Here is a 14940-nt window from a genome sequence, read left to right on the forward strand (position 1 = left end):
GCCCGAGGTTACTCCCCTTCCCTTGTACTTCTTGCGATTTAATCTGCTCGGAATGCTGGCGGGACGTAATAAAAATAGATAGTGATGGCTACTTTTTCAAACAGAGCGCCTTTAAAAACGCTGCCTATACGATTAATCAGAGGGTTACATAGCGCGTCGTAGAAGCCAAAATAAATGAACATAAGTTTTAAAATGGAACATTTGTTCAATCATCATAAGCGCGATACACTGAGACCCATTACAGTGAGCCGTACAGTGTGCGGTGAGTTTGATTCGATCGATGAGCGAGACCAAAATACATGAGTACGCCGACGTCCCTAGATAACGTTCACGAAGACACTGATTTGCTTACCGAAATCGCCATTCTGTATTACCAGCAAAGCGCGACCCAAGAGGAGATCGCACGCAAATACAAAATAAGTCGCCCCAAAGTCAGCCGCCTGCTCCGAAAAGCACGTGAGGAAGGGATTGTTGAAATCACGGTGAAGTTTCACCCGGTGCACAGCGCGCAGTTGGAGCAAAGGCTCATGGCGCGATTTAATCTCAAACGCGCATTAATTTCTCTCGACCAGCCCAGCCCCGAAGAGCAGCGCACTCAAGTCGCGACCCTGGTTTCCACTTACTTGGATGGTAACCTCAACGACGGCATGGTGGTCGCGGTGGGACAAGGCCAAAACGTCGCCGCGGTGGCTGATCATCCAGGGGTCGTCTCTCATCGCCAAGCGCGCTTTGTCTGTGCGATCGGCGGTACCCACCGAAGTGGTGATGCCTTTAACGCGGATCATATCTGCCGGCGTCTCGCCAAAAAATTTGGCGGCAGCAGTGAAACCCTGTATGCCCCCGCCTACGTCGATAACGAATCAATCCAGCAAGTGTTTGTCTCTCACCCCAATATCAGTGAAACCTTGAATCAGGCGAGAAAGGCAGAGTTTGCACTGGTCGGCATTGGCGATATGGACGAAAATAGCCATATGGTCAAATTGGGCTGCTTTACCGCACGCGAATTTGTTGAAGCACGTGTTAACCATGGTATTGTCGGAGACATCGGTGGCTTTGATTTTTTCCGTCTCGACGGACAACCCACCGATAATTTGATGCGAGGGCGAGTGGTTGGGCTAGCCATGCCTGACTTGGCACGTATTCCCAGTGTCATCGCGATGGCCAGTGAAAGTCGTAAAGCCTTGTCGATACTCGGCGCTTTGCGCACGGGCGTGATTGATGTGTTGGCCACCAGTGCCAGCTGTGCGATGGCGCTGCTCAACATGTCTGAGCCTGCCCCCGATGAAACCGCGTTCACGTTTCAACAGGATGAGTAAATTCGTGACGAAAGAGTGAGACTTAACTCTCTTTATGTCGCAATACAATTGACAAGTGACGTAAAAAACTCAAAGATCGTCACATCATTTGCTCAGACGCGTTGCATCTGTTCATATTCAGAGCAAGCGTTAGCACGTCACACGGCGTCTGGGCCTACCACGTAAAGAAGGTGAGTGAAGATGAGCAACAAACTGGATCAACTCCGTGCCCTAACCACAGTGGTCGCTGACACAGGCGACATCGAAGCGATTAAAAAATATCAACCGCAAGATGCCACAACTAACCCTTCTCTGATCCTCAAAGCCGCGCAAATTAAAGAATATGCGCCCCTGATCGAGGAAGCCATTGCCTATGCAAAATCACATAGTAGCGATGCAGACCAACAGGTTGCCGATACCTGTGACCGTCTCGCCGTCAACATTGGTAAAGAAATTCTCAATGTGATCCCTGGCCGTATCTCTACCGAGGTAGACGCACGTTTGTCGTATGACACAGAAGCCAGTGTTGCCAAAGCGCGCAAGCTTATCAGCATGTATAACGAAGCTGGGATCAGCAACGAGCGCATTCTGATCAAACTGGCGTCAACTTGGGAAGGTATCCGTGCGGCAGAAATCCTGGAAAAAGAAGGGATCAACTGTAACCTGACGCTTTTGTTCTCATTCGCACAAGCACGTGCCTGTGCCGAAGCGGGCGCTTACCTGATTTCTCCGTTTGTGGGCCGCATCATGGATTGGTACAAAGCCAGAGAAGGCCGTGATTTCGAGGCGGCAGAAGACCCAGGCGTTAAATCTGTCACCACCATTTACAACTACTACAAAGCTCACGGCTACGACACCGTCGTGATGGGCGCAAGCTTCCGTAACACAGGCGAAATTCTAGAGCTTGCTGGCTGCGACCGTCTCACCATCAGCCCACAATTGCTGCAAGAGCTTAGCGACGCCGACGGTGACGTGCCTGTTAAGCTAAAAGACGCGGGGGCCACCGAGCAGCGCCCAGCGCGTATGACGCATGCTGAATTCTTGTGGGAGCACAACCAAGACGCGATGGCCGTTGAAAAGCTCGCTGAGGGTATCCGCAATTTTGCGGTAGACCAAGGCAAGCTTGAAGACATGATTCGCGAACAATTGTGATCCAACACAAAGCGTGATTTAACACAATAAAAGCGGCTCAGTCCGCTTTTATGATACTGTTTGACCCTATTTCACCTGTTCAACCTGTAGGTAAACACATGGAACGCAAAATGCTAGCTAACGCCATCCGCGCCCTTGCGATGGACGGTGTTCAAAAAGCCAAATCTGGTCACCCAGGCGCCCCAATGGGCATGGCTGATATCGCCGAAGTCTTGTGGCGCGACCACATGAACCACAACCCACAAAACCCAGATTGGGCCAACCGTGACCGTTTCGTACTGTCAAACGGCCACGGCTCTATGCTGATTTATTCGCTACTGCACCTGACCGGGTATGGCGTATCGATTGACGATCTTAAACAGTTCCGTCAATTGCACTCGAATACCCCAGGCCACCCTGAATATGGTTACGCACCGGGTATTGAAACCACCACAGGTCCACTCGGCCAGGGCATCACTAATGCGGTGGGCATGGCAGTGGCAGAGAAATCGCTCGCGGCGCAATTTAACCGCGACGGCCACGACATCGTCGATCACCACACCTACGCATTCTTGGGTGATGGCTGCTTGATGGAAGGTATCTCACACGAAGCATGCTCACTCGCCGGCACCCTAGGCCTGGGCAAGCTGATCGCCTTCTGGGATGACAACGGCATTTCTATCGATGGTCATGTTGAAGGTTGGTTCTCTGACGATACCGCGAAACGCTTTGAATCTTATGGCTGGCACGTAATCCCTGCAGTAGATGGCCATGATTCGGCGGCTATTCAAGCAGCCATTGACGCGGCAAAAGCGGAAACCGGCAAGCCGACATTGATCTGCACCAAGACCACCATCGGTTACGGCTCACCCAATAAAGCGGGCAGCCACGACTGCCACGGTGCACCACTGGGTGATGATGAAGTCCAAGCCGCGCGTGAATTCCTCGGTTGGGAGCATGGCCCATTTGAGATCCCACAAGATATTTACGCACAGTGGGATGCCAAAGAAGCCGGTGCGGCCAAAGAAGCCGCATGGAACGAGAAGTTTGCCGCCTATCAAGCACAATACCCTGAGCTAGCCGCTGAGTTTACTCGTCGCATGAAGGGTGAGCTGCCCAGCAACTGGGACAGCGAAACGCAAAAGCTGATTGCCGATCTGCAAGCTAACCCAGCCAAAATCGCATCACGTAAAGCATCACAAAACGTGTTAGAAGCGTTCGGCAAGCTACTGCCAGAACTGCTCGGTGGCTCTGCTGACTTGGCACCGTCTAACTTGACCATGTGGTCAGGCTCGAAAGCGATCAGTGCCGACGATGCCAGCGGTAACTACCTGCACTACGGTGTGCGTGAATTTGGTATGACCGCCATTATCAACGGTATTGCCCTGCACGGCGGTTTTGTGCCTTACGGTGCGACCTTCCTGATCTTTATGGAGTACGCACGTAACGCGATGCGTATGGCTGCCCTGATGAAGGTGCAGAATATTCAAGTGTATACCCACGACTCGATTGGCCTAGGTGAAGATGGTCCAACTCACCAGCCAGTTGAGCAAATGGCCACGTTGCGCCAAACGCCGAATATGAGCATGTGGCGTCCGTGTGACCAAGTTGAATCCGCGGTCGCGTGGAAAGCAGCGGTTGAGCGTAAAGACGGCCCAAGTGCCCTCGTGTTCTCTCGCCAAGGCCTGGCTCAGCAAGAGCGTGATGACGCACAATTGGCTAACATTGCCAAAGGCGGCTACATCCTAAAAGACTCAGCAGGCAAGCCTGATCTGATCTTGATTGCGACGGGCTCGGAAGTCGAATTGGCGATGGAGTCAGCTGCGAAACTGAACGACGCCGGCAAGCAAGTGCGTGTCGTCTCTATGCCAAGCACTGACTTGTTCGATAAGCAAGACGCCGCCTACCGTGAGTCCGTGCTGCCATCAGACGTAACAGCACGTATCGCCATTGAAGCGGGTATCGCCGACTACTGGTACAAGTACGTGGGTCTAGACGGCCGCGTTGTCGGTATGACCACCTTCGGTGAGTCCGCACCGGCTGACGAGCTATTCAAGATGTTCGGCTTTACCGTTGAAAACGTGGTTAACACCGCTGAAGAGTTGCTCGCTTAATCGCATCTCTACGGCACGTTAATTCTGCGAAGGCCAGTCAGCAATGACTGGCCTTTTTTCTACCCTCGCTTCTCGCATCCTGCAACCCATGCTGTAACAGCGACAGATGCAGCGCGCTTATAGAAAGCGACTCGCCGAGGGACGCACATTAGCATCCAGAGTATCCACCCCTATGTCATTTTGAAGGTGGGCTGGCATCGATGCGATTGGCACTGCTTTCGGTTTACGGCTCGTACCAACTCGCCCTTGAACACCTTGGATAATCGCCAATAACATTGAGGTAACGCCCGCTTTCATTTCTTTCATCGTGATTCCCCTCTCATTGTGTTGTGAAGATGCTAGTCAGGATAAAACCTCAAGTTATATTGAGGTAAACAAGGAGTGGCAGAAAAAGGTGAAAAAAGATGGAAATGAGCGTTGGGCAAGTGGCAAAACGCGCGGGGTTAAAGGTGTCTACCCTGCATTTTTACGAGCAAAAAGGCTTGATCACCAGTTGGCGTAATGCGGGCAATCAACGCCGCTACGACCGCGCCGTCCTTCGCCGCCTCGCGGTGATTAAAGCCGCACAACATGTGGGGCTCTCACTTGAAGAGATAGGCGAAGCATTAAGTGAACTGCCCTCTCACCGCGCTCCCACCAAAGAGCAATGGCGTGATATGGCACAGCGCTGGGATGCCACCCTTGATGAGCAAATCGCACGCTTACAGCAGTTACAGGCCAATTTAAGTGGCTGCATTGGCTGTGGCTGCCTATCAATGAAAACCTGCTCGCTCTATAACCCCAATGATGTGGTTGGTGAAGTAACCCAAGATGACAACGTGTTGAATCACCCGGACTTGGGCGTTAGCCAGCTATTAAAAGCATGGGGACAGGGGCGATAAATAGCCCAGTCGCAACGCTTCACCCAACGATTAAATAAAAATACTCACAACGCTTTACATGTGAGTGGAATGCTGTATGGTGGTGACAGCTCTGGAACATGGAGCATCAATGATACATCAAGTAAAAGTCAACATAAGCTACGCTATTATCAATATTATAGAGTTTCTAACGTTACCCGCTTTCGCTTTTAGACATTTCATCGACTCCGTTCAAAGCTATCCTATTTTTTGTAATTTAAGAGAGAATGATTATGTCTAATCAAGCAACTGGTATCGTAAAGTGGTTTAACGAAGAGAAAGGTTTCGGTTTCATCACTCGTGACAACGGCGAAAAAGACGTGTTTGTACACTTCCGTGCGATCGTTGGCGAAGGTTTCAAAACCCTAACTGAAGGCCAGCGTGTGAACTTCACCGTTGAGCAAGGCCAAAAAGGCCCACAGGCTTCTGACGTTTCTGTAGCATAAGAAATCAGACCTGATTGATAGAGGGCGCTCAGGCGCCCTTTTTTTGTGCCTATAGTTTGGCGAACGTGATCAACACAGCGGATGGCAAACGATAGACGCAACACGTTTTCACAAAAAAGCCCCGGCTATCTGGTGTTGCACCAAGCTGGGGCTTTTTATCAGAGTAACCGACCAAGAGTCACTCGCTACCTGTGACTTAATCAGCCTCGCTGCATTGTCTGACGCTTTTTCAAAAACGTTAACCAGCTCTCTACCGCCTCATCAGGGGCAATCTTTTTAGCAATGCGTGCTTGCTCAAGGGCCTGGTCAAACTGCTTCAGTTTGTAGTAGGCGCGCACTTTTGTCAGCGCTATCTCTTTAGCAGATGCCCCTTTACCCGCTTTATCAAGCGAAGTAAGTGCTTGCTGATAGTCGCCTTGCTGAATTTGCATTAACGCCAATTGCCAATGGTACTGACGGTCTTTTTGTGCGGCTAAACGCCAAGCTGAAACCGCTTGAGGCCATTCTCGCGCTTGCTGCCATAAGCTTGCTTGCTGCGCGAGCGTTTGCGCATCTTGCTCGTTCTCAGGCAAGCGTTTGAGCCACTTCGCTGCCCGCTCGGGGACGCCGACATTGGCATACAACTGCGCCACCGTGCGCTGCTCACTCGGTTCAAGCGCTATCCCTTTTCGCTTGGCGAGCAAATAGGTGCTGATCGCCTCTTTTGGCTGCTCCAAGCGCACATAGTTGGCCGCCAATTGGCGCCACCATTGCTTATTGTCAGGCTCGAGCTTCAACAATGCTTTAAGCGTCGGTGTCGCCCCGCGCCATTGTTCAAGTTGTAGCTGCGCTCCCAACTTCAATGACAGCGCTGACACGCTGGCGCTATTTTTTACTACGCCCTGATACGCCGGATAGGCGTTTAATACCTGGCTCCATTGTTCACGCTGATAGTGCGCCTGCATAATCCGCAGCCATACGTCTTCCGCTTGATCCGATTTCTCTTTGGGAACCGAACGCGCCAGCGGATAGTAGTATTGAAGTGCAGCGGCATATTGACCATCAATCAACAATAAATCAGCGAGCATACGCTTGGTTTGCCAGGCTTGCGCATCTTGCAACTGTTCACTGTCAACCGCACGTTGAATATGGACGATCGCCTTGTCGTTATTACCATATTGCCAATAGAACACCCCCAACGCGCGATCGACAAACGCTTTATCGTAGGCGCGTTCAGCAGACAGCGCTTCGAGCACGGCAATCGCCTCCCCCAGTTTGGCGTCTTGCTCTAACGTTTGTGCTTTTTCAATCGAGCGTGCCACCGAGGGTGACAGCTGGGCAGCGACTGGCAGCGCGGTGAACAATACTAAGGTAACAATGAGTCGTTTAAACATTAGCGTAAGTTAAACTCCAGTTTCACCTGTTGACCGGGTTGGGCCACGGCTTCTCCGTTAACCACTTTCGGCTCATATTTCCATTTTCGAAGCGCGCGTAACGCCTCTCGCTCAAAAACACGTGGCGGGTTCGCATCGACCACCGTCAAATCTTGTGGACGTCCCGAGGGGCTAATGGTAAAGCTCACCACCACAAATCCCTCTAGGCCACGGCGCATGGCGCGTGGTGGATAGTTGGGCTCGACCCGAAATAGCGGCATCGCCTGCTGATTGTTCGGCCCAGTGCTGACATTTAAATCGCCTAGCGACGGGGCTTGCACCATCACCCCTTGAATATTGCTTTGCACATTCAAGTTAGGCATATCCGGTTGTGGCGCCGCGCTGGATTGTGTCTGCGTTTGCGTGACCGGCGTCGGTGGATCGGGCACCTCAGGCGGTGTCGGGCGCTCCGGCACACTGCGTTGGCGGCGTTGTACCTCGGTATCCGGCTCTTGCATGAAAATATCAATGCTTACCGAGGAAGGCGTCTCCTGAGGTCGCTGAGACGACTGTCCGACCATCAACGCCATCAACATAAACAGGCCAAGCGTAAAGACCAACGCCGCCGGCAATGAGATTAGCCATCGCTTCATTACGGCGACTCCGTGGCCAACGCAATGCTACCAATGCCGGCACCTTTCGCCGCGTCCATCACTTCAACCACGGTGCCATTGTAGGCCAGCTCATCGGCTTGAATCACCAGCGAAGCGTCAGGCTTATCGAGCAACAGGTGTTCAAGGGTCGCTTCCACACGTTCCACATCGACAAGACGCTTATCAATGTACACCTCATTCGAGGCGGTGACCGCGACAAAAATACCCGCCTCTTTTTGGCTGGTTGAGTGGCTGGCTTCCGGACGGTTTACTTCCACGCCAGACTCGCGCACAAACGAGCTAGTGACGATAAAAAAGATCAGCATGATGAACACAATGTCCAACATGGAGGTTAAATCAACCTGCGCTTCCTCGCGCTGTCTTTGGGCTCGAATCAATCGCATTACTGACTCCGAAGCGCCTGCTCCAGCGCGACTTCACGACGCTGACAGGCTTTAACTAAACGGGCATGGGCAAACATACCGGCCAAGGCAGCCACCATACCTGCCATGGTGGGTAAGGTGGCCATTGAAATACCTGAGGCCATTAAACGGGGCTCACTGGTGCCTTGACTGGCCATGACATCAAACACAGAAATCATCCCCGTGACCGTGCCTAACAGCCCCAACATCGGACAAATCGCCACCAAGGCTTTAATAAAGCCAAGATAACGGCCGAGATCCTGTTGGGCTTGAAACAACCAGCCTTGGCGAATGGCGCGTGCATGCCAAGAATGGTGATCGGTACGCGCTTGCCACGCCGCAACCCACGCGCGACGTTGTGCGGGGAACCGTGAATACAGGTATAGCAGGCGTTCAATCACCAACACCCAGCACACCAATACCACCACACCGAGCCACCAAAGCACGGGCCCACCTTGCGCCATAAAATGACGCAAGGTGCTCCAAATATCTTGCTGGCCAAGCTGTGAGAATAACTCGACGTCTGTCATGCCGCTTGTCCGGTTTCCGCTCGCTGATCACTGTTTTCAGCTTGTTCAGCCACCAAACTAATGCTTTGCTTTTCCAGCATGCCGCGAATGTGATCAGCTTGCCCACTGAGGATGTTATGCGCCAGCAGTAGCGGAATGGCCGCAATCAAACCAAGCACTGTGGTCACCAACGCCATCGAGATGCCATCCGCCATCACTTTCGGGTCGCCATTGCCAAACTGGGTGATCACTTGGAAAGTTTCTATCATCCCGGTCACCGTCCCCAGCAAGCCGAGCATCGGTGCTAACGCGGCAAGCAGTTTTAGCATCGAAAGGCCTTTTTCGCAGCCTTGTTGCTCATCCACCACCGCTTCCAATAAACGCAGCTCCAGTGATTCCACATCACGCTTTGGTGCATCATGATAGACCTTTAGCACACGGCCAAGCGGATTATCCTCTGGCGACTCAGGATGTTTAAGCTGGCGATGCATTTTGGCGTGAATCGAGAGCAAGACAGCACCGCGATAAAGAGCAATTAACAAGCCGACAGTCAATAAGGCCGCGATCACTTTGGCGACGAAGCCACCCTGCGCAAAGCGGTCGCTCAAGCTTGGCGCATTTTCAAGCTGTCCGAGTAAAAAGCCCCGTGATGGATCGACAAGCACGGTCTCACCCACGTTGCCGATGGCTTGTTCAAGCTTTGCGGATGTTAACGTGTCATCCGGTTGGGCGCGGTAGGGAACGGCCACTTGTCGTGCCGATTGCCAGTTTAAATACCCTTGCTCATTCACCAAGCCTAGGTTACCCACTCGCACCACCGACTGTTCCGCCGACACACCTTGCGCATTCACCACAGGTAAAGAAAGGGCTTGCAGCTCGCCACTGGTTTGCATTTGCGTGAGCATGCCCTGCCACAGGCTATTAAGCTGCTTGAGCGAGGGTAAAGTATCGGCGGCAACAATATCCGCCACCGTTTGATTAAACGCAGGTTGAGTGATCGCCACATAGCTCGACGTCCCGTCGGTCTGAATGGTTTTACTTGCCTGGCGCACCACACCAAACAGCTCACCCAAACTGCCCGACTCTAAACGCAGCTTATCTTCTAACGACGCCAGTTGTTGCTCGTTATCGCTGAAGGTGTCACTGAGCTTCTCGGTTTCCGCCTCTAACGCGTTGCGCGTGGCTTTGAGCTGATTGAGCTTCTCACGTAGCTCACGCTCGGTCATCGCGAATTGTGCTTCTCGCGCTTGGTTATGCTCACTCGCCTGTTGATGCGCCTGTTGGGTTTGACCAACAAGATCATCAGCGTGGGTAAAAGGCGCAACGACGACAAAACAGATTGCGGCAATCAGGGTTTTCCAGCTCATGATTTCACCCCTTGGTTGGCACTCAAAGGCAGAGATAACAATGACGGTGCCATTTGCTTTTGCGCCACCGCAAAGGCCTTATCCACCGCTTCCGCGACACTCGCATCCAACGCGACCCACTGATCATCGCGGGCACTCCACAGCCAATACTGCTTACCATCTAAGCTACGCGCCACCAGCGACATACGGCCCAGATGGAGGACATCGACCTGGTGATCTCGACCATTGAGCACAACGGTATCTTGATAGGCATCAAGCTTGCTGCCATAGTCTCGCTCAATCTGGTATGCCTCGAGAATACGACGGAATTTCTCCGAGTCCGCCACATCGGCACGGGTCATCATGGCTTTCAGTTTTTGTAAACGGGCTTGGCGTTGATCGGCTTTGAGAGGAATATCCTCGGCAAGCCACTGCTCGAGCCCACCCAACATGCGATACATTAAAGGCACGATGCCTTGGCGAGTGTCTTTAATCTCGTCGATTTGATTCCGCAGGCTGGTCGCCTCTTTATCCTGATTGACCACCAAGTTTTGCAAGTGATCGCGATAGATTTCCAGGTTACTGATCTGCGCTTGTAGCTGCTCAATTTCTTGGCGCATGGCCAAGCTGCTATCAGAATGACGATTAATCCGTGACTGTGACTGCGCGGCCTCTTGGGTAGTGTTCCCCTCAATCGCTTGCGCCTTTTCGAGTTGATCCGCACTCACTGCTGGGGTCAGCGCCAAACAGGACGCAACGCCTAGCGCGAGCCGAAATGAAGACAATTTTATCATGGTGATATCTGCAAACATGCTTTGATGATGTGGCTTTGCCACAAATAAAAGTGAGAATAGTTTCTATTTGCGTGCAATGTACCGAGTTTAGCGACAAAAATCTAGCCTAGCAGGTCCAGTGGTGCGGGAATATTACTCATATCAAGTCACGATAAGCTGACAGTGCTATAAAGCGGGATAGTGCATTTCATCACGATGGTCTGCGCCGATGTGACAATGACTCACTAACGTCAGTTTACTCGTTCCCACTTGTTATCTCACTGGCTACAGCGATCCAGTGGATTACGCAATGGCCGGTGCCGTGGTACTGGTTTACATTGCGCTGTCGCACTTAACCGGCGACGGCCATGTCCACTCACTCAGTCGCTAAAGGTGGCGTCGGGCACACTGGTGACCGAGCAGTGATAGAACATAACCTGAAAAATACAGATAGCATAATGACTTACCCTTCACCTAAAAAAGGCTTTGAGGTACAGATGAACATTGCGACCACAATCAAGAGCATGCTGGCACCTGTTTGGGAGCAAGAAGGCGAGCTTTTAGATAAGGTTGTCGACCTTACTGATTACGATGCCGTCAACCAAGCTATTCCCGACGACACACTACCAATTGAAGAAGTGTTTGCCGAAGATGAGTTAGAAGAGGTATACCTAAACTTTGTCCCTTATCTCGATAACGAAGCGATCCTTCCGTTTATGGGCAGCTACGGTAACGCTGTATTTTGTCTCGGCATTGGCGAAGAGAGCCAAGGGTACGTCTACTATTTTGATCTTGATTTTGGCCTACACCTCCTCACCAAGGAAGGCCTAACCACCTTTGTTTGCTCGTTGAAAGACGCGTAATGGCAAGTCGATAAAAGGCATAACTTACGTAAGAGATGCGTGTAAAAATGAAAAAATCATCAAAAAATACACGCTAGAGGTCATTATCCTTGGCTTAATGCTAAGGGCAGCGATTTAGCTTATTGTGTAGGGGGTAAAGTCTAGTGATGCTAGGAACGGCTCGTGCGCTTTGGGGAGATCTAATAAGTTATGCATCATTTCAATGGCATACTCTTGGCCGGTACCGCGCTTGGGGGAACACCGTAACGCAGAACTGCCCCAATATGAGCTAGCCAGACAAAATTGACCGATTCCTTTTGTCAGTTCTTGACCTACTTTTTTCAATGGCAGATTATGAGTCTAGTTAAGCAATCAAGACTATACATACATGTTCTGCAATTTGTGATTGCAAGGAAAAATAAGACCTATAGAACAGTATGTTGCTGCTATCGTGTCTGTATTTTCTAAAAAATATTATAAAGACAATGTCTACTTTAAAGACACTGTTAAAAATCAAGGGTGGAATTTTGTGGATTTGGTACTTAAATCAGGAACATCAATAGCAAGTTCACTTGCTAAGTCATTTGCTTCAAATGTTATAGAAAGATGGACTAAGCACCGAGCGGAGAAGTTTTTTGAAGAATTTCAAGCAAAAATTATTGAATGTAGATTATTAGGTGATAATCAAGTTGAAATAGCACAAGAAATAGACTCTATTATTTCCACTGAAATAGGAAGTGAGGTTGTATTCGATGCCTATCGAAGTGTTAGCTTATCAAAATCAAAGATCATAGGGCCAAGAATTATTGGTTTTCTAACGGCAGAGATTTGTTTAGAAAAGCGGCTTTCTGACGAATTTGAAGAATTATTCTTTTCTGTGGCTGAATCATTAAGTGATGTTGAAATAATAAATATTGCGAGTGTTATAGAAAGTTGGATCGAATTATCTCATGCAGAAAAAAAGAAAGGTTATCTAACCCATACTTCATATATAGAAAGAGATGAGTTAGTTTATGTATTAGAACACCAAGAATCAGATACAACATCCGGTAATTCAAATGAAATTGATTTAAATATTGGGAACCTTGATTTTGAGTTTTGTTCTGGATTAGAAAAATTTAAGAGTTTAGGCTTGCTAATTCCTCGTGTAATACAATCATCGTACAGCTTTAAAGAAGATAGTGAACGGCATATTGATTATGATGGTACGATTCAAGTTACGATAAAGACACTAGTTTTTCCTTTAATGTATAGACGAATAATTAGCCTGATGTCAGAAATGTCAGATGGCGTTGAGTTTTAAAAAGACGTTCCAATTGACCTCATCCTGTCACGATTTTTGATTCTCAAAATATCGCGCCAGCACTCGGGAAATGAACTTTGCGTTATATTTATACTGGAGTTTCTATGGTTACAGCTAGTGTCAAAACAGAGTCGCGTCCTGCATATGATAATTTTCGTATTGCTACAAACTGTTTAGAGCTTGCTAGGCGCTCCAGTGAGGATTGGGAGGTAGAGCATCATTCAATAACTGGGATTGCTTTTGTAGCATTTTCTATTGAAGCGATGTTAAACCATTATGGACGTATACTTATAGAAAACTGGGATGAGATAAAAGAGTGTCGAAAACAGTCGCACAGACGATTATTTAAAGCCGCGAATCTTCCTTCGTATCTCGGCACAACAGAATACCAAATCGCTAAGCAATGCTTTGATCTACGAGATTCGCTCGCCCACGGTAAAACGAAGCACGAAACGGTTGATCTAGAACTGCCTGATGGTTTGGATGATAGAGCTAAGTTGGCTCATATGCTCAAAGTCAGAACAGAACCTTTTAGGCGTGCTAACTATGAATTGCTCAAGATGTTTATAGAAACAACGATAAAAATTGAAAAAGACATTGAGGAACATGGATATTACCCTAATCAAGACCATATCGAAGAGGGCTTGCGTGAAAAACTGCAAGAATCCCCTTTAAATGTGTCAGGTGTTCGATACTTATAAATATAGAAAATGATCGAGGTATCAACATACTTTTCCTAATCCAATAGGAACGTTCTAAAGCATTAGATCTAACGAGTTTCTGTCCAAAACTAAGTTATGTCGAAATGAGCGCCATATACCAAAGCATTGAGATTTTGATTCAATACCCCGCATAACTTACGTAAGTTATGCGGGGTATTTCGTTTACGCAACAATCATAACTGCGTGGCCAAGCCGGTTTATGTATTCCCACGCCGGCGCGTGGGAACGAGTTAATCTGCTAACTGCGAGAACTTGATGATCTCGTGAGATTGCTCAAGGGTGTGCGCGAGGTGTTGGATATGGGCGGGGGTGATTTCGCAGCAGCCGCCGACGACGAGGGCACCGTCGGCAATCCACTGTTGTACGCGTTCGGTGTGGACTAAGGGGGAGAGATCTTCCCGCGCTTGCAGGGCATCGGCTTTGCTGCCTTTGGCCATGTCTTCTACCGATTTAAACGCGTTGGCATAGCCGCCCACAGTGTCGGCTTGGGTCGCCATCTTTGGCATCGCCGTGGTAAGCACTTCTGGGTCGCAGCAATTGAGCATCACTGCTGTCGGTGCATATTCAGTGACCGCGAGCATGGCTTGTTCTAGCGACTCGCCAGAGCGGAGTGCGCCATTAGGCTCCAACCGAAACGCAACCCCAAACGGTTTACCTTGCTCACGGGCGGCGGCGCACGCTGCACGAGCTTCAAGGGTGTTGGTCATGGTTTCGATTAAAAACACATCCACGTGAGGTTGCAAGCGGGCGATGTGCGAAAATTCCGCTTTCATGTCTTCAAAGCTGCGTTGCGGCTGACCGAGATAACTGCCCACCAGCGGCGGCAAACAGCCGGCAATATCAACATCGGCGCTTGTCTCATCCACCGCTTGCTGCAGCGCTTCGAAGGCTTTTTGGTAAATAATGTCTATTTTATCGCTCAATCCCGCTTTGGCCAGACGCGTGGGGGTCGCTGGGTAGGTATTCAGGGTATGCGTTTTCGCACCGGCACGAATAAAGTCTTTGTGCACGTCTTTGACAATATTGGCATGTTTTAACATCACCGCGACCGACCAAAGCTTCGAGCTCACATCCGGCCCACGTTGATAAATTTCTTGTCCTAGGCCGCCATCGAGTAACGCTATCGATGTCAT

At 50.0% G+C, this 14940-nt stretch carries 16 protein-coding genes; 8 read left to right on the top strand and 8 right to left on the bottom strand.

Features of this window, described 5'->3' with window-relative positions:
• Nucleotides 1-299 precede the first annotated feature (299 nt).
• The 3 genes from EHW56_RS04915 to tkt all read left to right on the top strand — a co-directional run bounded on the left by EHW56_RS04915 (nucleotide 300) and on the right by tkt (nucleotide 4540).
• Nucleotides 300-1316, top strand: a complete 1017-nt coding sequence (locus EHW56_RS04915) for a sugar-binding transcriptional regulator (protein WP_046075617.1) — start codon at nucleotides 300-302, stop codon at nucleotides 1314-1316.
• 180 nt (nucleotides 1317-1496) lie between these two features.
• Nucleotides 1497-2447: a transaldolase gene (gene tal, locus EHW56_RS04920; protein WP_152794369.1), complete on the top strand. Its 951-nt coding sequence runs from the start codon at nucleotides 1497-1499 to the stop codon at nucleotides 2445-2447.
• A 98-nt stretch (nucleotides 2448-2545) separates the two neighbouring features.
• Nucleotides 2546-4540: a transketolase gene (tkt, locus tag EHW56_RS04925; RefSeq protein ID WP_077638397.1), complete on the top strand. Its 1995-nt coding sequence runs from the start codon at nucleotides 2546-2548 to the stop codon at nucleotides 4538-4540.
• Nucleotides 4541-4657: 117 nt separating this feature from the next.
• On the opposite strand, the gene EHW56_RS04930 is transcribed toward tkt, so the two are convergent.
• Entirely contained in the window at nucleotides 4658-4846 is a 189-nt protein-coding gene (locus tag EHW56_RS04930; protein ID WP_046075614.1) for a hypothetical protein, read from the bottom strand.
• 98 nt (nucleotides 4847-4944) lie between these two features.
• Between EHW56_RS04930 and soxR the strand changes: the two genes are divergently transcribed.
• Nucleotides 4945-5421 (top strand): redox-sensitive transcriptional activator SoxR, encoded by a 477-nt coding sequence (gene soxR / locus EHW56_RS04935; RefSeq protein WP_152794371.1) that lies wholly within the window; start codon nucleotides 4945-4947, stop codon nucleotides 5419-5421.
• Between the two features lie 251 nt (nucleotides 5422-5672).
• Entirely contained in the window at nucleotides 5673-5885 is a 213-nt protein-coding gene (locus EHW56_RS04940; RefSeq protein ID WP_069360900.1) for a cold-shock protein, read from the top strand.
• 200 nt (nucleotides 5886-6085) lie between these two features.
• On the opposite strand, the gene EHW56_RS04945 is transcribed toward EHW56_RS04940, so the two are convergent.
• The 6 genes from EHW56_RS04945 to EHW56_RS04970 are packed head-to-tail and all read right to left on the bottom strand — an operon-like array spanning nucleotide 6086 to nucleotide 10952.
• Entirely contained in the window at nucleotides 6086-7258 is a 1173-nt protein-coding gene (locus EHW56_RS04945) for a lipopolysaccharide assembly protein LapB (RefSeq protein WP_077638399.1), read from the bottom strand.
• Nucleotides 7258-7890, bottom strand: a complete 633-nt coding sequence (locus EHW56_RS04950) for an energy transducer TonB (protein WP_046075610.1) — start codon at nucleotides 7888-7890, stop codon at nucleotides 7258-7260. Before EHW56_RS04950 ends, EHW56_RS04945 begins: the two co-directional genes overlap by 1 nt.
• Entirely contained in the window at nucleotides 7890-8294 is a 405-nt protein-coding gene (locus EHW56_RS04955) for a biopolymer transporter ExbD (protein WP_152794373.1), read from the bottom strand. Before EHW56_RS04955 ends, EHW56_RS04950 begins: the two co-directional genes overlap by 1 nt.
• Nucleotides 8294-8842: a MotA/TolQ/ExbB proton channel family protein gene (locus EHW56_RS04960; protein WP_152794375.1), complete on the bottom strand. Its 549-nt coding sequence runs from the start codon at nucleotides 8840-8842 to the stop codon at nucleotides 8294-8296. The genes EHW56_RS04955 and EHW56_RS04960 overlap by 1 nt, the downstream gene beginning before the upstream one ends.
• Complete coding sequence (locus EHW56_RS04965; protein ID WP_152794377.1) at nucleotides 8839-10188, bottom strand: MotA/TolQ/ExbB proton channel family protein; 1350 nt, start codon at nucleotides 10186-10188, stop codon at nucleotides 8839-8841. The genes EHW56_RS04960 and EHW56_RS04965 overlap by 4 nt, the downstream gene beginning before the upstream one ends.
• A complete protein-coding gene (locus EHW56_RS04970) occupies nucleotides 10185-10952 on the bottom strand; it encodes a DUF3450 domain-containing protein (RefSeq protein ID WP_172969929.1) in 768 nt (255 codons plus the stop codon). Before EHW56_RS04970 ends, EHW56_RS04965 begins: the two co-directional genes overlap by 4 nt.
• A 446-nt stretch (nucleotides 10953-11398) precedes the next feature.
• Here EHW56_RS04970 and EHW56_RS04975 point away from each other — a divergent pair, with 446 nt between their 5' ends.
• From EHW56_RS04975 to EHW56_RS04985, 3 genes are all read left to right on the top strand, one after another.
• Nucleotides 11399-11803, top strand: a complete 405-nt coding sequence (locus tag EHW56_RS04975) for a hypothetical protein (protein WP_152794381.1) — start codon at nucleotides 11399-11401, stop codon at nucleotides 11801-11803.
• 385 nt (nucleotides 11804-12188) lie between these two features.
• Nucleotides 12189-13085: a hypothetical protein gene (locus EHW56_RS04980; RefSeq protein ID WP_227986264.1), complete on the top strand. Its 897-nt coding sequence runs from the start codon at nucleotides 12189-12191 to the stop codon at nucleotides 13083-13085.
• A 104-nt stretch (nucleotides 13086-13189) separates the two neighbouring features.
• Nucleotides 13190-13786, top strand: a complete 597-nt coding sequence (locus tag EHW56_RS04985) for a hypothetical protein (RefSeq protein WP_152794383.1) — start codon at nucleotides 13190-13192, stop codon at nucleotides 13784-13786.
• Between the two features lie 251 nt (nucleotides 13787-14037).
• Here the strand turns inward: EHW56_RS04985 and EHW56_RS04990 are convergent, their stop codons facing one another.
• On the bottom strand, nucleotides 14038-14940 hold the full coding sequence (locus EHW56_RS04990; RefSeq protein ID WP_152794385.1) for a homocysteine S-methyltransferase family protein: 903 nt from the start codon (nucleotides 14938-14940) through the stop codon (nucleotides 14038-14040).

Origin of the sequence: Salinivibrio sp. VGrn1 (assembly GCF_009377995.1) — a bacterium.
Classification (GTDB): Bacteria; Pseudomonadota; Gammaproteobacteria; order Enterobacterales; family Vibrionaceae; genus Salinivibrio; species Salinivibrio siamensis.